The 25,710-nt window shown below is 55.9% G+C and carries 24 protein-coding genes; 12 read left to right on the plus strand and 12 right to left on the minus strand.

The window, feature by feature from the left end; all coding sequences use genetic code 11:
• Nucleotides 1-4: 4 nt before the first annotated feature.
• A complete protein-coding gene (gene bioA, locus HU143_RS15205) occupies nt 5-1,294 on the plus strand; it encodes an adenosylmethionine--8-amino-7-oxononanoate transaminase (protein WP_000205515.1) in 1,290 nt (429 codons plus the stop codon).
• A 57-nt stretch (nt 1,295-1,351) separates the two neighbouring features.
• Nucleotides 1,352-1,828 carry a kinase inhibitor gene (locus HU143_RS15210; protein WP_000767403.1) on the plus strand — a complete coding sequence of 159 codons (477 nt, stop codon included), beginning with the start codon at nt 1,352-1,354 and terminating at the stop codon, nt 1,826-1,828.
• 84 nt (nt 1,829-1,912) lie between these two features.
• On the opposite strand, the gene hutH is transcribed toward HU143_RS15210, so the two are convergent.
• From hutH to hutI, 5 genes are all read right to left on the minus strand, one after another.
• Nucleotides 1,913-3,433, minus strand: a complete 1,521-nt coding sequence (gene hutH / locus HU143_RS15215; protein ID WP_001095242.1) for a histidine ammonia-lyase — start codon at nt 3,431-3,433, stop codon at nt 1,913-1,915.
• Nucleotide 3,434: 1 nt separating this feature from the next.
• Nucleotides 3,435-5,120, minus strand: a complete 1,686-nt coding sequence (hutU, locus tag HU143_RS15220) for a urocanate hydratase (RefSeq protein WP_001115209.1) — start codon at nt 5,118-5,120, stop codon at nt 3,435-3,437.
• Nucleotides 5,121-5,316: 196 nt separating this feature from the next.
• Nucleotides 5,317-6,042, minus strand: coding sequence for a histidine utilization repressor (locus HU143_RS15225; protein ID WP_000287416.1), 726 nt, complete (start codon nt 6,040-6,042; stop codon nt 5,317-5,319).
• 44 nt (nt 6,043-6,086) lie between these two features.
• The gene (gene hutG / locus HU143_RS15230; protein ID WP_023227195.1) at nt 6,087-7,028 is read right to left on the minus strand and encodes a formimidoylglutamase; all 942 of its coding nucleotides are present in this window, start codon (nt 7,026-7,028) and stop codon (nt 6,087-6,089) included.
• Nucleotides 7,025-8,248 carry an imidazolonepropionase gene (gene hutI, locus HU143_RS15235; protein ID WP_023227196.1) on the minus strand — a complete coding sequence of 408 codons (1,224 nt, stop codon included), beginning with the start codon at nt 8,246-8,248 and terminating at the stop codon, nt 7,025-7,027. Before hutI ends, hutG begins: the two co-directional genes overlap by 4 nt.
• Nucleotides 8,249-8,485: 237 nt before the next feature.
• Between hutI and HU143_RS15240 the strand changes: the two genes are divergently transcribed.
• On the plus strand, nt 8,486-9,769 hold the full coding sequence (locus HU143_RS15240) for a putative acyl-CoA thioester hydrolase (protein ID WP_023227197.1): 1,284 nt from the start codon (nt 8,486-8,488) through the stop codon (nt 9,767-9,769).
• A 143-nt stretch (nt 9,770-9,912) separates the two neighbouring features.
• On the opposite strand, the gene pgl is transcribed toward HU143_RS15240, so the two are convergent.
• Nucleotides 9,913-10,908 (minus strand): 6-phosphogluconolactonase, encoded by a 996-nt coding sequence (gene pgl / locus HU143_RS15245; protein ID WP_000815468.1) that lies wholly within the window; start codon nt 10,906-10,908, stop codon nt 9,913-9,915.
• Nucleotides 10,909-11,071: 163 nt separating this feature from the next.
• Here pgl and HU143_RS15250 point away from each other — a divergent pair, with 163 nt between their 5' ends.
• Complete coding sequence (locus tag HU143_RS15250) at nt 11,072-11,890, plus strand: pyridoxal phosphatase (RefSeq protein WP_001748281.1); 819 nt, start codon at nt 11,072-11,074, stop codon at nt 11,888-11,890.
• Here HU143_RS15250 and modC read toward each other — a convergent pair whose 3' ends face one another.
• The 4 genes from modC to HU143_RS15270 form a co-directional block, all read right to left on the minus strand.
• A complete protein-coding gene (gene modC / locus HU143_RS15255; RefSeq protein ID WP_000891711.1) occupies nt 11,891-12,949 on the minus strand; it encodes a molybdenum ABC transporter ATP-binding protein ModC in 1,059 nt (352 codons plus the stop codon). It abuts the gene before it with no gap.
• A gap of 2 nt (nt 12,950-12,951) precedes the next feature.
• A complete protein-coding gene (gene modB, locus HU143_RS15260) occupies nt 12,952-13,641 on the minus strand; it encodes a molybdate ABC transporter permease subunit (RefSeq protein WP_000604026.1) in 690 nt (229 codons plus the stop codon).
• Complete coding sequence (modA, locus tag HU143_RS15265; protein ID WP_023227198.1) at nt 13,641-14,414, minus strand: molybdate ABC transporter substrate-binding protein; 774 nt, start codon at nt 14,412-14,414, stop codon at nt 13,641-13,643. Before modA ends, modB begins: the two co-directional genes overlap by 1 nt.
• A gap of 166 nt (nt 14,415-14,580) precedes the next feature.
• Nucleotides 14,581-14,730, minus strand: coding sequence for an AcrZ family multidrug efflux pump-associated protein (locus HU143_RS15270; RefSeq protein WP_000891513.1), 150 nt, complete (start codon nt 14,728-14,730; stop codon nt 14,581-14,583).
• Between the two features lie 128 nt (nt 14,731-14,858).
• On the opposite strand from HU143_RS15270, the gene modE reads away from it, so the two are divergent.
• From modE to gpmA, 8 genes are all read left to right on the plus strand, one after another.
• On the plus strand, nt 14,859-15,647 hold the full coding sequence (gene modE, locus HU143_RS15275) for a molybdenum-dependent transcriptional regulator (protein WP_001147416.1): 789 nt from the start codon (nt 14,859-14,861) through the stop codon (nt 15,645-15,647).
• Between the two features lie 67 nt (nt 15,648-15,714).
• On the plus strand, nt 15,715-17,190 hold the full coding sequence (modF, locus tag HU143_RS15280; RefSeq protein WP_023227199.1) for a molybdate ABC transporter ATP-binding protein ModF: 1,476 nt from the start codon (nt 15,715-15,717) through the stop codon (nt 17,188-17,190).
• A 170-nt stretch (nt 17,191-17,360) separates the two neighbouring features.
• Nucleotides 17,361-18,269: a DUF2167 domain-containing protein gene (locus tag HU143_RS15285; RefSeq protein ID WP_000885515.1), complete on the plus strand. Its 909-nt coding sequence runs from the start codon at nt 17,361-17,363 to the stop codon at nt 18,267-18,269.
• 222 nt (nt 18,270-18,491) lie between these two features.
• Entirely contained in the window at nt 18,492-19,508 is a 1,017-nt protein-coding gene (gene galE, locus HU143_RS15290) for a UDP-glucose 4-epimerase GalE (RefSeq protein WP_001265457.1), read from the plus strand.
• Nucleotides 19,509-19,518: 10 nt separating this feature from the next.
• Complete coding sequence (gene galT / locus HU143_RS15295; RefSeq protein ID WP_000187473.1) at nt 19,519-20,565, plus strand: galactose-1-phosphate uridylyltransferase; 1,047 nt, start codon at nt 19,519-19,521, stop codon at nt 20,563-20,565.
• 2 nt (nt 20,566-20,567) lie between these two features.
• The gene (gene galK / locus HU143_RS15300; protein WP_001049364.1) at nt 20,568-21,716 is read left to right on the plus strand and encodes a galactokinase; all 1,149 of its coding nucleotides are present in this window, start codon (nt 20,568-20,570) and stop codon (nt 21,714-21,716) included.
• A complete protein-coding gene (gene galM, locus HU143_RS15305; protein WP_023227200.1) occupies nt 21,710-22,750 on the plus strand; it encodes a galactose-1-epimerase in 1,041 nt (346 codons plus the stop codon). The genes galK and galM overlap by 7 nt, the downstream gene beginning before the upstream one ends.
• 223 nt (nt 22,751-22,973) lie before the next feature.
• Nucleotides 22,974-23,726 (plus strand): 2,3-diphosphoglycerate-dependent phosphoglycerate mutase, encoded by a 753-nt coding sequence (gene gpmA, locus HU143_RS15310; RefSeq protein ID WP_000301554.1) that lies wholly within the window; start codon nt 22,974-22,976, stop codon nt 23,724-23,726.
• A gap of 90 nt (nt 23,727-23,816) precedes the next feature.
• Here the strand turns inward: gpmA and HU143_RS15315 are convergent, their stop codons facing one another.
• Both HU143_RS15315 and HU143_RS15320 read right to left on the minus strand, forming a co-directional pair.
• Nucleotides 23,817-24,593: an ABC transporter ATP-binding protein gene (locus HU143_RS15315; protein ID WP_001214710.1), complete on the minus strand. Its 777-nt coding sequence runs from the start codon at nt 24,591-24,593 to the stop codon at nt 23,817-23,819.
• Nucleotides 24,593-25,672, minus strand: a complete 1,080-nt coding sequence (locus tag HU143_RS15320; RefSeq protein WP_001643138.1) for a FecCD family ABC transporter permease — start codon at nt 25,670-25,672, stop codon at nt 24,593-24,595. The genes HU143_RS15315 and HU143_RS15320 overlap by 1 nt, the downstream gene beginning before the upstream one ends.
• Nucleotides 25,673-25,710: the final 38 nt, after the last annotated feature.

Consider the following 25,710-nt stretch of genomic DNA (forward strand, 5'->3'; position numbering starts at 1 on the left):
GATTATGACAACGGACGATCTGGCCTTCGATAAACGCCATATTTGGCATCCTTACACTTCCATGACCTCGCCGCTGCCGGTATATCCCGTTGAGCGGGCCGAAGGCTGCGAGCTGGTTCTCGCCTCGGGCGAACGCCTGATTGAGGGGATGTCCTCCTGGTGGGCGGCCATTCATGGTTATAACCACCCGCAATTGAACGCGGCGATGAAAGCGCAAATTGACGCCATGTCGCATGTCATGTTCGGCGGCATAACCCATACACCTGCGGTGAATCTGTGCCGTAAGCTGGTCGCGATAACGCCTGAGCCGCTGGAGTGTGTCTTTCTGGCCGACTCTGGTTCGGTGTCGGTAGAAGTGGCCATGAAGATGGCGCTGCAATACTGGCAGGCGCGCGGCGAATCGCGTCAGCGTTTTCTGACGTTTCGCCACGGTTATCATGGCGACACGTTCGGCGCGATGTCGGTGTGCGATCCGGATAACTCCATGCACAGCTTGTGGAAAGGCTATCTGCCGGAAAATCTGTTCGCGCCGGCGCCGCAAAGCCGGATGGATGGCGAATGGGATGAAAGCGACATCGCGCCATTTGCCCGCCTGATGGCCGCGCATCGTCATGAAATAGCCGCCGTGATTCTGGAACCTATCGTTCAGGGCGCGGGCGGGATGCGCATATATCATCCACAATGGCTCAGGCGTATTCGTAACATGTGCGATCGCGAAGGCATTCTGCTGATTGCCGATGAAATAGCCACCGGGTTTGGCCGTACCGGCAAACTGTTCGCCTGCGAGCATGCCGGGATCGCACCGGATATTCTGTGTCTCGGCAAAGCGTTAACCGGCGGCACCATGACCCTCTCGGCAACGCTCACGACACGCCAGGTTGCAGAGACTATTAGCAACGGCGAGGCGGGGTGTTTTATGCATGGCCCGACGTTTATGGGGAATCCGCTGGCCTGCGCCGTCGCTTGCGCCAGCCTGACGCTGCTGGAAAGCGGCGAATGGCGTCAGCAGGTGGCGTCTATCGAGTCTCAGTTACGCGCTGAGTTAGCCCCCGCGCAAAGTTCGCCCTGGGTGGCGGATGTGCGGGTGTTGGGCGCGATTGGGGTGGTTGAAACCACGCACACGGTCAATATGGCGGCGCTTCAACGCTTCTTCGTCGGGCAAGGCGTCTGGATCAGGCCGTTCGGCAAGCTAATCTACCTGATGCCGCCCTATATTATTCGTCCGGATCAACTGCGCCGTTTGACCCAGGCGGTCAATGACGCGGTACACAATGAAACATTTTTTAGCCATTAATCAGCGGTAAGCGATGCTGCTTCTGGCTACACTTCTGGTGAGTCAAAAGGAGAGCGCATGAAACTTATCAGCAACGATTTGCGCGATGGAGATAAACTTCCTCATCGCCACGTTTTTAACGGTATGGGCTATGATGGCGATAATATTTCGCCGCATCTGGCCTGGGACGACGTGCCGATGGGCACCAAAAGTTTTGTCGTGACCTGTTACGATCCCGACGCGCCGACCGGCTCCGGCTGGTGGCACTGGGTGGTGGTGAACCTCCCGGCGGATACGCGCGTACTGACCCAGGGGTTCGGCTCAGGCCTGGTGGCCGTACCAGACGGCGTCATTCAGACGCGTACCGATTTCGGTAAAGCGGGCTACGGCGGCGCGGCGCCGCCTAAAGGGGAAACGCACCGCTATATCTTTACGGTTCACGCGCTGGACGTCGAGCGTCTTGACGTTGATGAAGACGCCAGCGGCGCGATGGTCGGCTTTAACGTGCATTTCCATTCGCTCGCCAGCGCCTCGATCACGGCGATGTTCAGTTAAACGCTGTGCCGGATGGCGGCGTAAACGTCTTATCCTGCCAACGGGTTGGGTAAGCCGAATACGCGCCGCGCCATCCGGCAGCATTCACATAAAGTCCGGCACCAGACGCTGTAACGCGCCTTGCGCCAGCAGCGCCGTCGCACACTCAATATCGGGTGCGAAAAAACGATCCTGCGTATAGTGCGCCACCCGCTCGCGCAGTGTCTGCCGCGCCTGTTCCAGTAACGGGCTGGAGGTTAACCCTTCCCGTAAATCTATCCCCTGACAGGCCGCCAGCCACTCCACGGCAATGATGCCGCGGGTATTCGCCGCCATTTCCCAGAGTCGCCGCCCTGCCGCCGGGGCCATTGAGACATGATCTTCCTGATTCGCCGAGGTCGGCAGGCTATCCACGCTGTGCGGGTGCGCCAGCGCTTTATTCTCGCTGGCGAGCGCCGCGGCGGTGACCTGGGCAATCATAAAACCGGAATTAACGCCGCCATTTTTCACCAGGAACGGCGGTAACTGCGACATATGTTTATCCATCATCAGCGCGATGCGCCGCTCCGATAGCGCGCCGATTTCCGCTATCGCCAGCGCCAGATTATCCGCCGCCATGGCAACCGGTTCAGCATGGAAGTTACCGCCGGAGATCACCTCCCCCGCATCGGCAAAGACCAGCGGATTATCGGATACCGCGTTGGCCTCAGCCAGCAGTACCTCTTTCGTCTGACGTAACTGGGTCAGACAAGCGCCCATTACCTGCGGCTGGCAGCGAAGGGAATACGGGTCCTGAACTTTATGACAGTGGTGATGTGATTCAGCAATGGCGCTGGTATCGGTCAGCAGGTGCCGGAACAACCGCGCGACGTCAATTTGCCCCTGTTGTCCGCGCGCGGCATGAATGCGCGCATCAAAAGGACGGCGCGATCCCAGTACGGCTTCGGTAGTCAGCGCGCCGCAGACAACGGCGGAGGCAAATAACTCCTGTGCCTCAAACAAACCGCGCAGCGCGAAGGCCGTTGATGCCTGGGTGCCATTAAGCAGCGCCAGCCCCTCTTTGGCCGCCAGCGCGACAGGCTCCAGTCCGGCCTTTTTTAGCGCCGTCTGCGCCGGAAGCCATTCGCCCTGCCAGCGCGCTTTTCCTTCGCCAAGCAGCGTCAGCGACAGATGCGCCAGCGGCGCTAAGTCGCCCGACGCGCCAACCGAGCCTTTTGCCGGAATCAGCGGATACACGCCGGCATTCACCAGAGCGATGAGCGCCTCTATCACGCTCAACCGAATCCCGGAAAACCCGCGCGCCAGGCTATTGATTTTCAATACCATAATCAGACGCACCATCGCGTCATCCAGTGGGTCGCCTACGCCCGCGGCGTGAGACAACACCAACGATCGCTGTAGATTTTGCAAGTCTTCATCAGCGATGCGCGTCTGCGCCAGCAGGCCGAAACCGGTGTTGATGCCGTAGGCGGTACGCCCTTCGGCAACGATATCATTGACGCACGCGACGCTGGCGTTAATGCCGTCAATGGCGCTGGCGTCCAGCCGAAGCTGTACCGGATGACGCCAGACATCGTACAGTTGAGAGAGGCTTAACTGCCCCGGAGTGAGTGTCATGGTGTTCATATCAGCCTTTCCCCTGCGTCGCCGCAACCATCGGTAAATTCAGACCTTGCTCAACAGCGCATTCCACCGCGAGATCATATCCGGCATCGGCATGGCGCATGACGCCCGTCGCCGGATCGTTGTGTAACACGCGGCGAATACGCGCGGCGGCCTCGTCAGTGCCATCACAGACAATCACCATACCGGCGTGTTGCGAAAACCCCATTCCCACCCCGCCGCCATGATGGAGCGATACCCATGTCGCCCCGCTGGCGGTATTCAGCAACGCATTTAACAGCGGCCAGTCGGAAACCGCGTCGGAACCGTCGCGCATCGCTTCGGTTTCACGGTTAGGGCTGGCGACAGAGCCGGAATCCAGGTGATCGCGGCCAATCACAATGGGCGCGGATACCTCGCCGCAACGCACCATTTCGTTGAACGCCAGCCCCAGTTTTTGCCGCCACTCCAGGCCTACCCAGCAGATACGCGCCGGTAACCCCTGAAAATGAATGCGCTCGCGCGCCATATCCAGCCAGTGATGCAGATGTTTATCCTCAGCCACTATCTCTTTGACTTTGGCATCGGTTTTATAGATATCCTGCGGATCGCCGGACAGCGCCACCCAGCGAAACGGCCCGATCCCTCGACAGAACAGCGGACGAATATAGGCTGGCACAAATCCCGGAAAATCAAAGGCGTTTTCCACCCCCATCTCTTTCGCCATCTGACGAATATTGTTGCCATAGTCAAAGGTCGGCACGCCCATTTTACTGAACGCCAGCATCGCCCGAACATGCGCCGCCATGGAACGTTTCGCTGCCTGCATCGTCCCGTGGGGATCGGATTGCGCGTTTTTCTGATACTCCTCCCAGCGCCAGCCGGAGGGTAAATAGCCATGTAGCGGATCGTGGGCGCTGGTCTGATCGGTCACCAGGTCCGGGCGCACGCCGCGATTAACCAGTTCCGGCAGGATATCCGCCGCGTTCGCGCACAGGGCGACGGACACGGCTTTCCCCTCGCGGGTGTAGCGCGTAATGCGGGCCAGCGCGTCATCCAGCGTGGCGGCCTGCTCATCCACGTAACGAGTACGCAGACGAAAATCGATACGGCTTTGCTGGCATTCAATCGTCAGCGAACACGCTCCGGCCAGCGTCGCGGCTAGCGGTTGCGCGCCGCCCATGCCGCCCAGCCCGGCAGTCAGCACCCAGCGTCCCGCCAGCGTGCCGTTATAGTGCTGACGCCCCGCCTCGACAAAGGTTTCGTATGTTCCCTGCACGATTCCCTGGCTGCCGATATAGATCCAGCTTCCGGCCGTCATTTGACCGTACATCGCCAGCCCTTTCGCATCCAGTTCGTTAAAGTGTTCCCATGTCGCCCAGTGGGGAACCAGGTTGGAGTTGGCGATTAATACCCGCGGCGCGTTGTCGTGCGTTTTAAATACGCCGACCGGTTTGCCAGACTGAATAAGCAACGTTTCGTCCGCCTCCAGCCGGGTGAGCGCATCAACAATAGCGTCATAGCATTCCCAGTTGCGCGCGGCGCGACCAATCCCGCCATAGACCACCAGCTCATGCGGATTTTCCGCCACGTCAGGATCGAGATTATTCATTAACATCCGCAGCGGGGCTTCTGTCAGCCAGCTTTTCGCCGTTAATACCGTGCCTCGGGGCGCGCGGATAGTCTGCTGACGATACTTGCTTTCAGGCATAGCAATGACTCCTCATTATTATCGGTCTGCCATCGCCAAATAACGCAAAAACGCTACTATCAGGCACCGCCGCAGACCCACAGATAAGAATCAGACATATACTTGTCTATACAAGTAAGCACAAGAATAGAATTAACAAAAATGATACAATTTTGTTATATTGTGTCAGCAATCACGTTTTCCGGCAGCGGCCCGCTCAGGAGATAAATCGTCCCTGTAGCCGGTAGCGCGACCCGGGGAAAAGTAAACGGGCGTGAGAAACAATCCGCGACGCGGACCAGGTCGTACGACGAATGAGCAGACAAGGCTCATGCTCTTTGATAGTTAACCACGCGCACTCTTGCGCCGTGGCGCGCACCGCCTCCACAATATGTTCCCCTTCCGTTAGCGGCGCGATCCGCGACAAATAAGCGTGCGGCGTGGTCTGACTGTAATCCTGCGTCAAGTAATCCACGGCAATATCCGCATTCACGCAGCGATCTTCAATTTGTACCGGCAGATCGTTTTCATAATGCACCATGATGGAATGGAAAATGACATCGCTCTCATTGACGTTGAGAGCGCTGGCCTGGATGGCGTTTGCCCGCACGCGCTCCAGCGTGAGCACCTCACAACGATGCTGATGACGGCGGGCGGCAATCTCCTCGGCGATACTGCGGACTTCAAACAGCGCGGACTGGCCTTTCGGTTCGGCGACAAACGTCCCCACGCCCTGTAAACGCACCAGCCACCCTTCATCCGTCAGCTCACGCAGCGCCCGGTTGATGGTCATTCGGCTAAAGCCATACTGAGCGACCAGTTCAGCTTCCGACGGAATGCGATCGTGCGGCTGCCAGACGCCGCCGGCTATTTTTTTACAGATGTCCTGTTTCACCGTTTCGTAAAAAGGCGCAGGCGCAGAACGGGAGCGGGATGAATACATGCGTGAAGCCTTCCTTATGCGGAGAGTGTTTTCCGGATGACAGATTAACGCCACCAGTGCGCGATTTGCCAGCCAAGCCGCGCCGCCACGCGCGCCGCTGCGCCATCGTCATCAAAGCGTGGATTAAACTCAACCAGATCCGCCGCCTGTAATTTTCCGCTGCGGCAAACCGGCTCAATTAAACGCAGAACCTGTATCAGCGGCACGCCCAGCGCTGCGGGAGCGGAGACGGCCGGCATTTCCCAGACAGGCAATACGTCGAGATCGATAGTCAGATAAATTTTATCCACCTTGTCGATAAACTGCGACATCTGCGCCAGCGCGTCATGGCAGTCCAGATCCTCCACCACGGTAACATTCCGCCACTGCGCTTCCCGCCACAACGCCTGCGTATTCGCCGCACGGCTCACGCCGAAACAGGCATAATGAAACGCGCGGCTCTGCGCGTCGCATAGCTGCGCCAGTTGACGAAACGGCGTCCCGGATGTTGCCCGGTCGGTCTGACGGAGATCCAGATGCGCATCAAGATTAATGATCCCTACGCTTTCCTGCGCAAACGCGTCCAGCACCCCCGCGCCGTGTCCAAACGCGGTTTCATGCCCGCCGCCCAGTACCAGCGTGCGCATCCCGGCCCGCAGACAGCGGCTTACCGCATCGCGCAAGGCCTGCTGCGCGCCTTCCAGATCGGGCGTAGGCGCAACCCAATTGCCTAAATCCACTAGCCGTTCATGTCCCTGATGGCTGGCCATATTCGCCAGCGCTTTACGCAACGCATCCGGGGCGCCTGCCGCGCCGGGACGCCCTGCATTGCGTTTTACCCCCTCGTCGCAGGCAAATCCCATTAACGCGATCTTTTGCTGCCAGTTTTCGGGGGAAAAGGTCTCGCTGCGCGTGACGGTCTGAAACAGACGCCGCGCATCCGGCGCTTCTATACTGTCATCGCGCCCCTGCCAGAGCGCCGGAGAAGCCGGATACCATTGCGTCATGAGATTTGTCCTCTGTATACCCGCTGATATAAAGGATTACGCCCCGGCTCATACACAACCTCTACCGGCTGTTCAGCATCCCACACCACAAAATCCGCCCGGTAGCCGGCCCTGAGCTGCCCATGCGTCGCCTGTCTTCCCAGCGCACGAGCGGCATGGCGCGTAACGCCCGCCCATGCCTCTTCCGGCGTCAGACCAAACTGTACGCAGGCCATATTCATCGCCAGATGCAAACTGCAAAACGGGCTGGTGCCGGGATTGAAATCGCTGGCGACGGCGACAGGCACCTGATAGCGGCGCAGCAGTTCTACCGGCGGGCGCTGCGTCTCGCGCAGAAAATAAAACGCGCCGGGCAATAATACGCCGACAGTACCGCCGTCACGCATCGCCGCGACGCCCGCTTCATCAAGATATTCGATATGATCCGCCGATAAGCCCTGATAACGGCTCACCAACTGCGCGCCGCCCAACAGCGAAAGCTGCTCAACATGGCCTTTAACGGGAATACCTAACGCCTTCGCCGTCTGCAACACGCGCTCACTCTGCGCCACATTAAAACCGACGCTCTCGCAAAAGAGGTCTACCGCATCAAATAACCCTTTTTGCCAGAGCTGCGGAATCATCGTCTCGCAGACCAGAGTGATGTAGCCGTCCGGGTCGTCACGATACTCCGCTGGCGTAGCATGAGCGGCAAGTAGCGTGGGGCTAATGTCGATAGCGTTTTCGGCAGCAAGTTTTGCAGCGACGCGCAACAGCTTTTCTTCTGTCGCCAGCTCCAGACCATAGCCGGATTTAATCTCCAGCAGCGTAACGCCTTCGCTGGCAAGGCGCATCATGCGTTCGCGCGCCAGCAGGTAGAGCATCTCTTCCGCACAGGCGCGGGTTGCTGATACCGTCGCGTTAATGCCGCCGCCCTGAGCGCTAATATGCTGGTATGACGCGCCGTTAAGCCGCTGCTCCCACTCTGCGGCGCGGTTACCGGCAAACACCAGATGCGTGTGGCAATCGATAAGTCCCGGCGTTACCAGTCGTCCCTGCATATCATGGATATTGTCCCCGCTGACAGGAAGCTGCGTCTCTGGCACGATATCGCAAATATGCCCTTCGCGTACAATCAGCGCCTGGTTATCCACCAGCCCATACGGGGCTTGCCGCTGCGGGTCCATTGTCGCCAGCCTGATGTTTCGCCAGACAGTATCGCCCGGTAAAAGTTGCCGCATTCCTGTCGCTCTCTTGCCTGTCATGAGTTGTATAGACATTTATTTTCTTTCTGCTCCGGATTGTCAACTCAAAGCGCGAAAGTTGTTGCTTAATTGTGATAAAACTATCTGATGCTACAGGTGTTTCCGGCCTGAAAAGGAACTTTTTACCTTTTCGCCTTCCCGTTTCGTTCAACTTAGTATAAAAAAGCAGGCTTCAATGGATGTCATTTAACTTTTTCAAGCCCGGAGCAACCTGTGAATACATTATCGGTTTCCCGTCTGGCGCTGGCACTGGCTTTTGGCGTGACGCTGAGCGCCTGTAGCTCTACGCCACCCGATCAGATCCCTTCCGATCAAACCGCGCCTGGCACCGCCTCGCGCCCCATTCTGTCGGCAAATGAAGCGAAAAACTTCGTTGCGGCGCGCTATTTTGCCTCCCTGACACCGAATACCGCCCCGTGGTCGCCGTCGCCGATTACCCTGCCCGCACAGCCTGACTTTGTGGTGGGGCCGGCGGGTACGCCAGGCGTTACGCACACCTCAATTCAGGCCGCGGTCGATGCGGCAATGGTTAAACGCACGAACAAACGCCAGTACATTGCTATTATGCCGGGCGACTATCAGGGGACCGTGTATGTTCCCGCCGCGCCGGGAAGTCTGACCCTGTACGGGACCGGTGAAAAACCGATCGATGTGAAAATTGGGATGGCGATTGATGGTGAAATGAGTGTCGCTGACTGGCGCCGCGCGGTGAATCCCGGCGGGAAATATATGCCTGGTAAACCCGCCTGGTATATGTTCGATAACTGCCAAAGCAAACACGCCGCGACGATCGGTGTGATGTGTTCTGCCGCGTTCTGGTCGCAGAATAACGGTCTGCAGCTACAAAATCTGACCATCGAGAACACGCTGGGCGACAGCGTCGATGCCGGAAACCATCCGGCGATAGCGCTGCGTACCGATGGCGACAAAGTCCAGATTAACAAGGTCAATATCCTTGGCCGCCAGAACACCTTCTTTGTGACCAACAGCGGCGTGCAGAACCGTCTGCAAACCGATCGTCAGCCGCGTACGCTGGTGACAAACAGCTATATTGAAGGCGATGTGGATATGGTGTCCGGACGCGGCGCCGTGGTGTTCGATAACACCAACTTCCAGGTCGTCAACTCCCGCACACAGCAGGAAGCCTACGTCTTCGCCCCGGCGACGCTGTCCAATATTTACTATGGCTTTTTGGCGATCAACAGCCGCTTTAACGCCTCCGGCGATGGCGTTGCGCAGCTTGGCCGCTCGCTGGATGTCGACGCCAACACCAACGGTCAGGTAGTGATCCGCGACAGCGTGATTAACGAGGGCTTCAACGTTGCCAAACCGTGGGCCGACGCGGTCATCTCGAAACGTCCGTTTGCCGGAAATACGGGAACCGTGGATGACAAAGACGAGGTGCAGCGTAATCTGAACGACACGAACTACAACCGCATGTGGGAATACAACAACCGCGGTGTAGGCAGTAAAGTAGTGACGGAACCTAAGCAGTAATCGCCGTTCCGGTTCAGGCTTATAAACGGGCCGCCGCAGCAGATGTGGCGGCCCGTGGTTTTACTGCAAGCGATGTTTATTGAAATTAATCAGGCATCCTGCCCTGGTGAGCTCCAGCCCGCCGCCCTCCGGCACACAGCGCTTTAGTACGCGTTCACCACAACCCACATTGGCCCCTGGCCGACGGCATAACGGCCTTTTTCCGTCAGCAACCCCTGAGTGCCCGTAATTTCATAGACCGCGATATGATGTGATTTTTGACCCGCAGCAATCAGGTATTTCCCGCTGTTGTCGATATTAAAGCCGCGCGGTTGGGCTTCCGTCGGCTGGAAGCCTTCAACGCTCAGTACGCTGCCATCTTCGGAGACACTAAAGACGGTAATCAGACTGGCGGTGCGGTCACAGGCATACAGATGCCGTCCATCCGGCGTAATATGAATATCCGCCGCCCAGCGGGTATCGGAAAAATCGGCGGGCATCATATCCAGGGTTTGTACGCACTCTATCTCGCCATGCGGATTTTTAAGCTGCCAGACATCCACCGAACTGTTCAGTTCATTGACGCAATACGCATATTGTCGATTCGGGTGGAAGACCATATGACGCGGGCCTGCCCCTTCAACTGTATTTACTTCCGCCGGCTCCTGGGCCACCAGATGGCCGTCATCGCTTAGCGTAAACAGACAAATGCGATCCTGTTTTAGCGCAGGCACCCACAGGGTACGGTTATCCGGCGTAATATTTGCCGAGTGGCAGCCGTCCAGCCCTTCCACCACATCCACCAGCTCAACCGGCAGGCCATCCTGTAAGCGCGTCACGCTGACATTACCGGCGTTATACGATCCGACAAAGACAAAACGACCATGATGATCGGTAGAAATATGGGTCGGGCTACCCGGCAGGGCGGATTCGGCGGCAAACGTCAGCGCGCCATCATCCGGCGCAATACGATACGCCAGGACACGAAACTCCGGGCGCACGCCGACATAGAGGTAGCGTTTATCCGGACTGACCACCATCGGCTGAACCTGACCGGGCACATCCACGACCTGCACCAGCGTCAGCGTCCCTTCGTGGTTCAGGCTCCAGACGTGAATTTGCTGACTCTCAGGGCTGGCGGTATAGACTGTTTGTTTCATGAATACTCCTTTGCATATGGCATGTAGCTGCAATAACAGGACACAGCTTAACGTAGTCGCTTTTGACGGCGAATGCTGAATTCAGACGCAGAATTTTGTCTGCTTACCGTCCCGGTGTACCATGCCGACAGACGGAATTATTACTCTTAATCTGGAAAAAATTATGACTGCACGCGTGATTGCCCTCGATTTAGACGGAACATTATTAACCCCGCATAAAACCTTACTCCCCTCCTCGCTTGACGCGCTATCACGCGCCAAAGAGGCGGGCTTTCAACTTATCATTGTCACTGGCCGCCATCACGTTGCTATTCATCCTTTTTATCAGGCGCTGGCGCTGGAAACACCTGCTATTTGCTGCAACGGCACCTATTTGTATGATTATCAAGCTAAAACTGTCCTGGATGCCGATCCGATGCCCGTGGATAAGGCGTTGCAGTTGATTGATTTACTGGATGAGCATCAGATTCACGGCCTGATGTATGTTGATGACGCTATGCTTTACGAACACCCAACCGGTCACGTCGTGCGTACCTCCCGGTGGGCGCAGACCTTGCCGCCGGAGCAACGTCCGACCTTTACACAGGTTTCTTCGTTAGCGCAGGCGGCGCGCGACGTGAATGCCGTGTGGAAGTTTGCGCTTACCGATGAAGATATTCCCAGGCTACAGCGATTCGGTCAGCATGTTGAACAGGCGCTTGGCCTGGAGTGCGAATGGTCATGGCACGATCAGGTGGATATCGCGCGCAAAGGCAACAGTAAAGGCAAGCGCCTTACCCAGTGGATAGAAGCGCAGGGAGGGTCAATGAAAAATGTGATCGCTTTCGGCGATAACTACAACGACATCAGTATGCTGGAGGCGGCAGGCACCGGCGTTGCGATGGGCAACGCCGATGAGGCGGTGAAAGCGCGCGCTGACGTTGTGATCGGCGATAACACTACCGATAGCATCGCCAAATTTATTTACACCCACCTGCTATAGTCAGGCGGTGATAGAAACGCTTTTCACCTGCGCGTAAAGCCACAGGCCAGGCTTGATACTCAGCTCATCCCTGGCCCACGGGCTTATTCGCGCCCACAGCGTTCTGCCGCCTATTTCAAGCTGGACTTCCACCTGCCCGTTATCGTCATAACAATTCGCCACTTTTGCCCGTAATACGTTGCGGATACTGGTCTGCTGCGGCGGCTGTAGTACCAGCGAGACATCCGACGCCTGTATACGAATACGCAGTGTGGATTGCAGCGGCTGATTGAGTTTATTTACCCACAGGTGCTGGTCGCCAAGCGCCAGAGCGGTCATGGCATAATGCGGGTGATGCTCCAGCACGCTGACTTTCAGAATACTGCTCTGTTGCTCTTTCGGCAGCCACGGGTGCATAACGCTGCTTCCCCAGACTTCTTCCAGCGGGCCAAACGCTTTAACCTGTCCATCCTCCAGCACCATGACTTTATCCGCCAGGTGGAGAATTTCATCGAGAGAATGGCTGACATACAGCATGGGAATATTGATTTCTCGCGCCAGCCGTTGCAGGTACGGCAGTAATTCGCGTTTACGCGGGATATCCAGCGAGGCCAACGGTTCGTCCAACAACAGCAACTCCGGGGCGGTGAGCAATGCCCGGCCTATCGCTACGCGCTGTTTTTCTCCGCCGGACAAGCTCCCCGGCAGGCGATCAAGCAACGCTTCAATTCCCAGCAGCGACACCAGCTTATCAAACTGACCGGTCATGCTTTTCGCCATGCCGTAGCGCAAATTGCCGCGTACTTTGTAATGGGGGAACAGGCGCGCATCCTGGAAAACATAACCGATGCGGCGCTTTTCCGGCGTTAAACAGATACCGTTTTCCGCGTCATGCAACACCCGGCCATTCAGCGCGATGCGTCCTTTTTGCGGGCGAGTCAAACCGCTGATGGCATTAATCAGCGAGGTTTTTCCCGCGCCGGAGACGCCAAAGATAGCCGTGATCCCACTGGCTGGCAGCGTTTCGTTGAGGGTTAAACAGTGCGTTCCCAGCGTCTGGGAAAAATTAAGCTCCAGCATGGTTAGCGCCCCGTCCGTTCACGGCTAATCCGCGCCAGCCATTCAGAAATCAACAGCGAAATCAGCGCTAATACAATCGAAATCACGCACAGCCTCGCCGCCGCGCTCTCCCCGCCAGGCGTCTGGATCAAGGTATACATGGCGGAAGGTATGGTGCGGGTTTCGCCCGGAATATTGGAAACAAAGGTAATGGTCGCGCCAAATTCGCCAAGCGAACGGGCAAACGCCAGCACCGTACCGACAATAATGCCCGGCAGGGTAAGCGGTAAGGTGATAGTCAGAAAAACGCGCCAGCGCCCGGCGCCCAGCGTTCTGGCGGCCTGTTCAAGCTTGATATCCACCCCCTCCAGCGCCAGCCGAATGGCCCGCACCATCAGCGGGAAGGACATCACCGCCGCCGCCAGCACGGCGCCGCGCCAGCTAAAGGCAAACGTGAGACCGAACCAGTCATACAGCCACTGGCCAATAAACCCGCGTCGCCCCATCGACACCAGCAGCAGATAGCCGACCACCACCGGCGGCAGCACCAGCGGCAGATGCAGGACGCTATCAAGTAAGGCTTTGCCCGGAAACCGGCATCGCACCAGTAACCAGGCAAAAAAGATCCCAAACGGCAGGCTAAACAGCACGGCCAGGGAAGACACTTTCAGGCTAAGAAGGACAGCCTGCCATTCTGGATCGGTCAGTATCATTACTTCGTCGTAAATCCATAACGTTTAAAGATTGCCGAGGCCTGCGGTCCTTTCAGGTAATCATAGAACGCGCTGACGGCCGCATTTTTATGCCCCTCCACGATAGCGATGGGGTATTCCACTTTTTTATGTGAATCTTCCGGGAACGTCGCCACCACGTTGACCCCCTTGCTGGCGACCGCATCAGAACCGTATACAATGCCCAAAGGCGCTTCGTTACGTTCGACCAGCGCCAACGCGCCGCGCACATCCTCGCCCGGCGCCAGTTTCGGTTCAAGCGTTTGCCATGCGCCCAACTTTTGCAGCGCTTCTTTGGCATAAATTCCCGCCGGTACGTGTTGCGGATCGCCCACCGCCAGACGCCCGCCGTTCAGCAGACGAATCCAGTCCGTTTTGTTGTCGATGGTAAACGGTTTCTGCTCGCTGGCTTTCGGCGCTACCACCACCAGGCTATTGCCAAGCAATGTTTCGCGCGTCGTGGTATCCACCGCTTTTTTATCGGCTGCGTAATCCATCCATTTCTGATCAGCAGAGATGAACAGGTCCGCCGGCGCGCCCGCTTCTATCTGGCGCGCCAGCGTTGAAGAGGAGGCGAATGAGGAGACCACATCCACATTTTTCTCTTTTTTATATTCTGCCGCAATGTCTTGCATCGCGTTCGTTAGCGACGCGGCGGCGAATACGGTGATCTTGCCTTCATCCGCCAGCGCATGACCAGCGATGATGAAAGATAATGTCGCCCCTGCGACCAGGCGTAACCAGGAATGCGCCATCTGTAACTCCTTGTGCGTTTCGTTATGTAAACGACAATATAACGATAATCTCAGGGGTTTCCCAGCGGTTATTCATACCCATTAACGATTAAACACAGAAAATATCGGCAGGAAAAGCAGGATCTTGAGTAACAAAAACGCCCGACTGAGCGGGCGTTTGGGGAAATCAGCGGTTCTGTCTGGACTGGTCTTTCTGACCGATACCGGAAAAAATGTTGAACACCTCACCCAGACCGTAAATCAGACCGAGGATGATGGCCATCACTACCGGTACCATGATGACGGCGAATACCAGACTTTTTAATAACTCTAACATGGGCAACTCCAGATATAGTCCTTTTTGTATTTTAACCGCATCACACAGAAAAGCACTCCCCTTTTGTGCGGTCGGCTTTGCGCTGACGCGCTTTTCAGTCACAATAGTCTTTTTACCAGGAGCTGGTTATGCAGGCCGAAATCCTTCTTACCCTGAAACTTCAGCAAAAGCTTTTTGCCGATCCCCGACGTATCTCTCTGCTGAAACACATTGCGCTTTCCGGCTCGATTAGTCAGGGCGCGAAAGACGCGGGAATCAGCTATAAGAGCGCCTGGGATGCGATAAACGACATGAACCAGCTTAGCGAACATATGCTGGTTGAACGCGCAACGGGCGGCAAAGGCGGCGGCGGCGCGGTATTAACCCGCTATGGCCAGCGTCTGATCCAGCTTTACGATTTGCTGGGCCAAATTCAGCAAAAAGCATTCGATGTGTTAAGCGACGATGACGCCCTGCCGCTTGACAGTCTGCTGGCCGCTATCTCCCGCTTTTCACTGCAAACCAGCGCCCGAAATCAGTGGTTCGGCACCATTACCGCCCGCGATCGCGATCAGGTACAGCAGCATGTCGACGTGCTGCTGGCCGACGGCAAAACGCGGCTCAAAGTCGCGCTGACGGCGCAAAGCGGCGAGCGTCTCGGCCTGGAGGAAGGTAAAGAAGTGCTGATCCTGCTAAAAGCGCCGTGGGTTGGCATTACCCGGGATGCAGCCGTTGCGCGCGCCGCTGACAATCAGTTGTCGGGAACGATCAGCCATATCGAGCGCGGCGCGGAACAGTGTGAAGTGTTGATGGCGCTGCCGGACGGCCAGACGCTGTGCGCCACGATACCGACTGCGGATGCCGCCACGTTAAAGGAAGGCGATGACGTGATTGCCTGGTTTAATGCGGACAGAGTGATTATTGCAACGTTGTGCTAAGCACATTGACATCCGTTGCCGAAAGACGTATCCCTGTCATTCATCGCTGCAAAAAATGGGATGCAAAATGTCATCGTTGCAAATTTCGCAAGGCACGTTTCGTCTGAGCGATACAAAAACACTTCATCTGGATTCGCTGACGCTCAATACGGGCGATAGCTGGGCATTCGTTGGGGCTAACGGGAGCGGGAAGTCGGCGCTCGCCCGCGCGCTGGCGGGTGAACTGCCGTTATTAACTGGCGAGCGCCAGTGTCGGTTTACCCGCATTACTCGTCTGTCCTTTGAACAATTGCAAAAGCTGGTCAGCGATGAGTGGCAACGTAATAACACCGATATGCTCAGTCCTGGCGAAGACGATACCGGGCGCACTACCGCGGAAATTATTCAGGATGAAGTTCACCATCCTGCCCGCTGTGCGATGCTGGCGCAGCAGTTCGGCATTTCCGCTTTACTCAACAGGCGTTTTAAATATCTTTCTACCGGCGAGACGCGAAAAGCGCTGCTGTGTCAGGCGCTGATGTCTGAGCCGGAGTTATTAATCCTTGATGAACCGTTCGACGGGCTTGACGTGGCCGCCCGTCAACAACTGGCGCAACGCCTGACGGCGTTGAACCAGGCGGGTATGACCCTGGCGCTGGTACTCAACCGTTTTGATGAGATCCCGGACTTCGTGCAGTTTGCCGGCGTGCTTGCCGACTGTACGCTGGCGGAGACCGGAACGACGACAGAGTTGCTGCAACGGGCGTTGGTCGCTCAACTCGCGCACAGCGAGCGTCTGACCGACGTACAATTACCCGAACCGGACGAACCTTCCGCCCGCCATGCGTTACCCGATGGCGAACCACGGATCGTACTTAACGATGGCGTAGTCTCGTATAACGATCGCCCTATCCTCCACCACCTAAGCTGGCGAGTAAATCCAGGCGAACACTGGCAGATCGTCGGTCCTAACGGGGCGGGTAAGTCTACGCTGCTTAGCCTTATTACTGGCGATCATCCGCAAGGCTACAGCAACGATCTCACGCTGTTCGGGCGGCGGCGAGGAAGCGGCGAAACAATCTGGGATATCAAAAAACATATCGGCTACGTCAGCAGCAGTTTACATCTGGATTACCGCGTCAGTACCACGGTGCGCAATGTCATTCTCTCCGGCTATTTCGATTCTATCGGCATTTACCAGGCCGTTTCAGACAGGCAACGAAAACTGGCGCAACAGTGGCTGGATATTCTGGGAATCGATAAGCGTACGGCGGATGCCCCCTTCCACAGTCTTTCCTGGGGACAGCAGCGGCTGGCGCTCATCGTGCGCGCGCTGGTTAAACATCCGACAGTGTTGATTCTGGATGAGCCGCTGCAAGGGTTGGACCCGCTGAACCGCCAACTGGTACGCCGTTTTGTGGATGTATTAATTCGCCAGGGACAAACTCAACTGCTGTTCGTTTCCCATCATGCAGAGGATGCGCCTGCCTGTATTACCCACCGGCTGGAATTTGTACCAGATGGCGAACGTTATAAGTACGTTTCCGGACGATGCAATCATTAAATGTATTATCAGAATGGCGCCGCGCGCCATTCTGGAACCACTCTCCTTTTATTAAGAATAATAATAACGGTCGATAAGCTTACTATCTCTTGAATCGCTGACCGCCTCATTGTCATAATAATCCTGAAATTTTCGACAATGATGTCGTATGTGAATATAAGGGATTCATTATGGCTTTTCGTTTTCCACAAATAATACTATTTTTACTGGCAGCCATGTTATTTTGCCCCGGCAGTTATGCTGAGCAAAAGCCGACCGCTGCGCAGGAAGCGCGTAAAACCGCCGTTGAGGTCGCTGTTGAAGGCATGAGTCGCGCCGCCGTTGCGGGTCCGACAAAGATTAGTTTAGGTGATAAAGCCACGCTTAATCTACCGGAAGGATTTACCTGGATACCCGCAAAAGAAGCGGCGGTATTTATGCGTGAAATTGGTAACTATGTTGACGATGAATATTTTTACGGTCTCGTATTTAAAAAGGAAATGAATGGATTTATTTCTATCGAATATGATGATTCTGGTTATGTAAAAGATGATGATGCAAAAAATTGGGATGCCGATGAATTAATGGATAACCTGCGCAAAGGCACAAAAGAAGCGAATAAAGATCGTATTGCAAAAGGCATTGAGCCGATAGAAATTATTGGCTGGATCGAGAAGCCTACCTACGATGCAACCAATCATCGTCTGATCTGGTCCGCCGCCATCCATGATATCGGCACCAACGAACCACTGAATGAACAAGGCGTGAACTACAACACCTATCTGCTGGGACGTGAAGGCTATTTTTCTTTAAATCTGGTGACCGACAGAGGTTCTGTTGACCACGAAATCCCTCTGGCGAAAAGAATTCTCAGTTCCGTCAAGTTCAACGCTGGACAACGCTACGCTGACTTCAACGAATCAACGGACAAAATAGCGGAGTATGGGCTCGCCGCGCTGATTGGCGGTATCGCGGCCAAGAAAGTAGGACTGCTTGCTATGCTCGGTATCGCGTTACTTAAATTCTGGAAAGTGACCGCCATCGGCGTCGTCGCTGTCGGGGCGCTCGCCAGGAAGCTACTCTCGCGTAAAAAAGACTGACAGCTCCTGCCCCGTCCGTTTCATTCCCAGGCGCGTAACGCGCCTTTTTTTCGGATAAAAAGCAGAAGCATTCTCAAGCCAGATGATTTGTAATCATTTAATTGATATAAATGCGTAAAATCACCAGTGTGTAAACGATTCCACTAATTTATTGCATGTCACACTTTTCGCATCTTTGTTATGCTATGGTTATTCCATACCATAGGCTTAACGGAGCGAATTATGAGAGTATTGGTTACAGGTGGTAGCGGTTACATTGGAAGTCATACCTGCGTACAGTTGCTGCAAAATGGTCATGACGTCGTCATCCTCGATAACCTCTGCAACAGCAAGCGCAGCGTGCTGCCCGTGATTGAACGTCTGGGCGGTAAGCACCCGACCTTTGTCGAAGGCGATATTCGCAACGAAGCGCTTATAACCGAAATTCTGCACGATCACGCGATTGATACCGTGATTCACTTTGCCGGCCTGAAAGCCGTCGGCGAATCGGTCGCCAGGCCGCTGGAGTACTATGACAACAACGTCAACGGTACGCTACGGTTAATCAGCGCCATGCGTGCGGCCAACGTTAAAAACCTTATTTTTAGCTCCTCCGCCACCGTTTATGGCGATCAGCCCAAGATCCCTTATGTCGAAAGTTTTCCTACCGGCACGCCGCAAAGCCCCTACGGCAAAAGTAAATTGATGGTAGAACAGATCCTCACCGATCTGCAAAAAGCCCAGCCGGAGTGGAGTATTGCACTGCTGCGTTATTTCAACCCGGTCGGCGCGCACCCGTCGGGCGACATGGGAGAAGATCCGCAAGGTATTCCGAATAACCTGATGCCCTATATCGCCCAGGTCGCCGTGGGTCGTCGCGAATCGCTCGCCGTTTTCGGCAACGATTACCCGACCGAGGATGGCACCGGCGTGCGCGATTACATTCACGTTATGGACTTAGCCGACGGGCACGTCGTGGCGATGGAAAAACTGGCGGACAAATCCGGCGTACATATTTATAACCTCGGCGCGGGTGTCGGCAGTAGCGTCCTGGATGTGGTCAACGCTTTTAGTAAAGCCTGCGGTAAACCCATTAATTACCACTTCGCGCCGCGTCGCGACGGCGATCTCCCGGCGTATTGGGCGGATGCCAGCAAAGCCGATCGCGAGCTGAACTGGCGCGTCACCCGCACGCTTGACGAAATGGCGCAGGACACCTGGCACTGGCAGTCACGCCATCCGCAGGGATACCCAGATTAAGGACGTTGTTATGACCCCATTTAATCCCATCGATCATCCGCATCGCCGTTATAACCCGCTTACCGGCCAGTGGGTTCTGGTTTCACCGCATCGCGCAAAACGACCCTGGCAGGGGGCGCAGGAAACGCCGTCTCAGCAAATGCTGCCGGCCCACGATCCGGACTGCTTCCTGTGTGCGGGCAATACGCGTGTCACCGGCGATAAAAATCCCGATTACAAAGGGACTTACGTCTTTACTAACGATTTCGCGGCGCTGATGGCCGACACGCCGGATGCGCCGGACAGCCACGATCCGCTGATGCGCTGTCAGAGCGCGCGCGGCACCAGCCGCGTGATCTGCTTTTCTCCCGATCACAGTAAAACGCTGCCGGAGTTGAGTCTGCCCGCGCTGACGGAAATCGTCAGAACCTGGCAGACGCAGACCGCCGAGTTAGGTAAAACCTATCCGTGGGTGCAGGTCTTTGAAAATAAAGGCGCGGCGATGGGCTGTTCGAACCCGCATCCGCATGGGCAGGTCTGGGCCAACAGCTTCCTGCCGAATGAGGCCGAACGCGAAGATCGTTTACAAAAAGCCTATTTCGCCGAACAGCGTTCGCCAATGCTGGTGGATTATGTCCAGCGAGAACTGGCGGACGGCAGCCGCACCGTGGTCGAAACCGAACACTGGCTGGCGGTGGTGCCTTACTGGGCGGCGTGGCCGTTCGAAACGCTACTGTTACCCAAAACGCATGTCCTGCGCATTACCGATTTAAGCGACGAGCAGCGCGACTCTCTGGCGCTGGCGTTGAAAAAGCTGACCAGTCGTTATGACAACCTGTTTCAGTGTTCCTTCCCCTACTCAATGGGCTGGCACGGCGCGCCGTTTAACGGTGAAGAAAACGCGCACTGGCAGTTGCACGCGCACTTTTATCCGCCGCTGCTGCGCTCTGCGACCGTCCGTAAATTTATGGTCGGCTATGAAATGCTGGCGGAAACCCAGCGTGATTTAACCGCAGAACAAGCGGCTGAACGCCTGCGCGCGGTCAGCGACATCCATTTTCGCGAATCCGGAGTATAAAAATGAATCTGAAAGAGAAAACGCGCGCGCTGTTTGCTGAAATTTTCGGCTACCCTGCCACCCACACGATTCAGGCGCCAGGTCGCGTCAATCTGATCGGCGAGCACACTGATTACAATGATGGTTTTGTTCTGCCCTGCGCTATTGATTACCAGACCGTAATTAGCTGTGCGCCGCGCGACGATCGTACCGTACGGGTGATTGCCGCCGATTACGACAATCAGGTGGACGAATTTTCACTGGATGCGCCGATCGTGACCCACGATAGCCAGCAGTGGTCTAACTATGTGCGCGGCGTAGTGAAACACCTGCAGCAGCGTAACAACGCGTTTGGCGGCGTGGATATGGTCATCAGCGGCAATGTGCCGCAGGGCGCCGGGTTAAGCTCCTCCGCCTCGCTGGAAGTGGCGGTGGGCACCGTCTTCCAGCAGCTTTATCACCTGCCGCTGGACGGCGCGCAAATTGCGCTCAACGGACAAGAGGCCGAGAACCAGTTTGTCGGCTGTAACTGCGGCATTATGGATCAGCTCATCTCTGCGCTCGGCAAAAAAGATCATGCGTTGCTGATTGATTGCCGTACGCTCGGCGCCAAAGCGGTTTCCATGCCGAAAGGCGTCGCCGTGGTGATCATCAACAGTAACTTTAAGCGCACTCTGGTGGGCAGCGAGTATAATACCCGCCGTGAACAGTGCGAAACCGGCGCCCGTTTCTTCCAGCAGCCGGCCCTGCGCGATGTCAGCCTTGAGGCGTTCAATGCCGTCGCCAGCGAACTGGACCCGGTAGTCGCAAAACGCGTTCGCCATGTATTGAGCGAAAATGCGCGCACCGTTGAAGCGGCAAGCGCGCTGGAGAAAGGTGATTTGCAACGTATGGGCCAACTGATGGCGGAGTCCCATGCCTCAATGCGCGATGATTTCGAAATTACCGTCCCGCAGATAGACACGCTGGTAGACATTGTCAAAGCGACCATCGGCGATCAAGGCGGCGTGCGCATGACCGGCGGCGGCTTTGGCGGCTGTGTTGTCGCACTGATCCCGGAAGATCTGGTTCCCGCTGTGCAGCAGGCCGTTGCGCAACAGTACGAAGCGAAAACCGGAATCAAAGAAACCTTTTATGTATGCAAACCGTCACAAGGAGCAGGACAGTGCTAAATGAAACGCCCGCACTGGCCCCCGATGGTCAACCGTACCGCCTGCTAACCCTGCGCAACAGCGCAGGGATGGTGGTAACGCTGATGGACTGGGGAGCCACTCTTCTTTCCGCCCGTATTCCGCTGTCTGACGGCAGCGTTCGGGAAGCATTGCTGGGCTGCGCCAGCCCGGAACACTACCCTGAACAGACGTCATTCCTCGGCGCCTCTATTGGCCGTTACGCGAACCGTATCGCCAATAGCCGCTATACGTTTGCCGGCGAAACCGTACAGTTAAGCCCAAGCCAGGGCGAGAACCAGCTACACGGCGGACCGGAAGGCTTTGACAAGCGCCGCTGGCAAATTGTGAACCAGAACGATCGCCAGGTATTATTCGCACTCACCTCTGATGACGGCGACCAGGGCTTTCCCGGCCATCTTTGCGCCACGGCGCAATATCGTCTGACCGATGACAATAGAATCTCCATCACCTACCGGGCGACGGTCGATAAACCCTGTCCGGTGAATTTGACCAACCACGTCTATTTTAATCTGGACGGCGATCGGACCGACGTGCGCCAGCATAAGCTGCAAATTCTGGCGGATGAGTATCTGCCGGTAGATGAATCCGGTATTCCACGCCTGGGGCTAAAATCGGTAGCCAATACCTCGTTTGACTTCCGGATGCCAAAAGTCATTGCCAGTGAATTTCTCGCCGATGACGATCAGCGCAAGGTTAAAGGCTACGATCATGCTTTCCTGCTACAGACGCAGGGTGATGGCAAAAAGCCGGCGGCCCGTCTGTGGTCACAGGATGGAAAGCTACAAATGATGGTTTACACCACCGCCCCGGCGCTACAGTTTTATTCCGGCAATTATCTGGCGGGTACACCTTCCCGCGGACCGGAACCTTATGCCGACTGGCAAGGGCTGGCGCTGGAAAGCGAACTGCTGCCGGACAGCCCGAATCATCCTGAATGGCCGCAGCCTGACTGTATCCTTCGCCCTGGCGAGGAGTACGCCAGCCTGACCGAGTATCAGTTTATTCCGTTCTAACGATATGCCGCTACATGCCCGATGACGCAAGCTTATCGGGCCTACGCGCCATTGCCCTGCTCAAACCTCCACCACTTAAAGACAAAATCGCAACTCTGAGTTCACAAGAACCTTACACTGCGCCACTATTTTCGCTATGGTTATGCGTAAGCATTGCCGCCAACACCTCGCGGCAATATAATGAGAATTATTATCATTACATATGATTTATAGGAGTGAGAGTATGGCTGTAACTAAGCTGGTTCTGGTACGTCACGGTGAAAGTCAATGGAACAAAGAGAACCGTTTCACCGGCTGGTATGATGTTGACCTGTCTGAAAAAGGCGTAAGCGAAGCAAAAGCAGCGGGTAAACTGCTAAAAGAAGAAGGTTTCAGCTTTGATTTTGCCTACACTTCCGTACTGAAACGCGCTATCCATACGCTGTGGAACGTACTGGATGAACTGGATCAGGCGTGGCTGCCGGTGGAAAAATCCTGGAAACTCAATGAACGTCACTATGGCGCGTTGCAGGGGCTGAATAAAGCGGAAACGGCAGAAAAATATGGTGACGAGCAGGTTAAACAGTGGCGCCGCGGTTTTGCCGTGACGCCGCCGGAACTGACCAAAGATGATGAGCGTTATCCGGGTCACGATCCACGTTATGCCAAACTGAGCGAGAAAGAGCTGCCGTTGACCGAAAGTCTGGCGCTGACCATCGACCGCGTTATTCCTTACTGGAACGACACCATCCTGCCGCGTATGAAGAGCGGTGAGCGCGTGATCATCGCCGCTCACGGTAACTCATTGCGTGCGCTGGTGAAATACCTGGATAACATGAGTGAAGATGAGATCCTTGAGTTAAACATCCCGACCGGCGTGCCGCTGGTGTATGAGTTCGACGAAAACTTCAAGCCGATCAAACATTACTATCTGGGCAACGCTGACGAAATCGCCGCGAAAGCGGCTGCCGTGGCGAATCAGGGTAAAGCGAAGTAATCACCTTTGCCGGATGGCGGTATAACTGCCTTATCCGGCCTACGAGCAATGGGTAGGCCGGATAAGCGCAGCGCCATCAGGCAATACGTCTTAAACAGCGATCACGCCGTCCAGCACCACCTGCAATTTCCCCTGCGAACAGCGCTCCACGCGTCCTCGTACCCGGTACACTTCAGCCAGACGCTCCGCAGTAATCACCGTCTCCGGCGCGCCGCTGGCGACCAGCCTGCCGTCTTTTAGCATCAGGACATGGTCACCATGACGCAGTGCAATATTAATGTCATGCGCCACGACTATCGTCACCCTATTTTGCGCCTGGGTATCCCGACGCACGAGATCCATTACGTGAAACTGATAGTTTAAATCCAGCGCGCTGAGCGGCTCATCCAGCAACAGAAGTTCAGGGCGACGAATCAGCGATTGCGCCAGACCCACTAACTGCCGTTGACCGCCGGAAAGCTGGTCGAGATACTGCAACGCCAGATGCGTTATGCCCAATTGCTCAAGGATAGCCAGTATCTGCGCTCTGCCCTGCGCATTGTCTCTGCCGCCTGATGCCCGCAGTACCACGATAATCGACTCCAGTACATGCAGATGTACGCCCTGCGGTAATGACTGCGGCAAAAACACAACTTTCTGCGCCCGCTCGGCAAACGATAACGACATGAGATCCTCGCCATCAAGCAGCGCCTCGCCGTCGGCGTTATTCAGCCCGGCCAGCGAACGTAGTAACGTCGATTTACCACAGCCGTTCGGCCCGAGCAAAATGGTAATTTTCCCGCGCGGCAGTAAGGGAACGTTGAGATCTGCAATAACCGGCTGAGTGGAATAGCCGGCGCTAAATGACCGGAGCATTAACCCGCGCATCAGAGACTCCCCCGATGTCGCAATACAATGCTTAAAAAGAACGGAACCCCGACCAGCGAGGTGACAATCCCCACCGGCACCATGACACCCGGAACACTATTTTTCGCCGCAATAGAGGCCAGCGATAACACCAGCCCGCCTATCAGCACGCTGCCCGGAAGGTAGAAACGGTGATCTTCCCCCAAAAGTATTCGCGCAATGTGCGGCGCAACGAGACCAATAAAACCAATCGGCCCGACGAAAGCTACCGTCAGCGCTGATAACAAGCTGATACGCAACAGTGACAGCAGGCGTAAACGGCGGACATGAATCCCAAAGCTCATCGCCCTCTCTTCGCCCAGACGTAATGCCGTGAGTTGCCAGGCGCTTCGTAACGCGCAAAAAAGCACAGCAATAAACACCACGGCCAGTACGCCCAATTTTTCCCACGACGCACGGACCAGGCTCCCCATCGTCCAGAATACCAGCCCCTGCAGCGTATCTTCATCAGCCACAAACTGCATAATGGCGACCAACGCGTTAAAGGTGAATACCAGCGCAATACCGAACAACACCACTCCGGATGCGGCGACGCCTGTCCAACGGGTAATACCGTCCAGGAGTAACGCGGATAAAAGCGCAAAGATGAACGCATTGGCCGGGATAAACCAGGCGGCAGGAATACCGGGAATACCGATCCCCAACACAATCGCCAGCGCAGCGCCAAAAGCCGCCGCGGACGATACGCCGAGGGTAAACGGCGTCGCCAGCGGATTATTTAAAATGGTTTGCATTTCGGCGCCCGCTAACCCTAACGCCATGCCTACCAGCAGCGCCATCAGGGCATAGGGCAAGCGGATATCCCAGACAATAACGTGTATGCCCGCATTCACCTTTTCCGGCTGGAAAAGCGCCTGCCACAGCGCACTGAGCGGTAAACCAGAAGACCCACAGGTTACATCCACCATCAGTGAAGCCATCATCGCCAGCGCAATAGCTAACATGAGCACGGCCCGTTTGCGTATGAGCTGGCGATAGCGCGGAATGACGGGCGTGGAAGCGAGAGCGGGGGCTAAAAGTGATTTGTCCTGACAGGTCATAGTTCGGGCTACGTTATTAATCAGAGGAGAATTATAGC

The organism is Salmonella sp. SJTUF14076, from assembly GCF_015534835.1.
Taxonomy (GTDB): domain Bacteria; phylum Pseudomonadota; class Gammaproteobacteria; order Enterobacterales; family Enterobacteriaceae; genus Salmonella; species Salmonella enterica.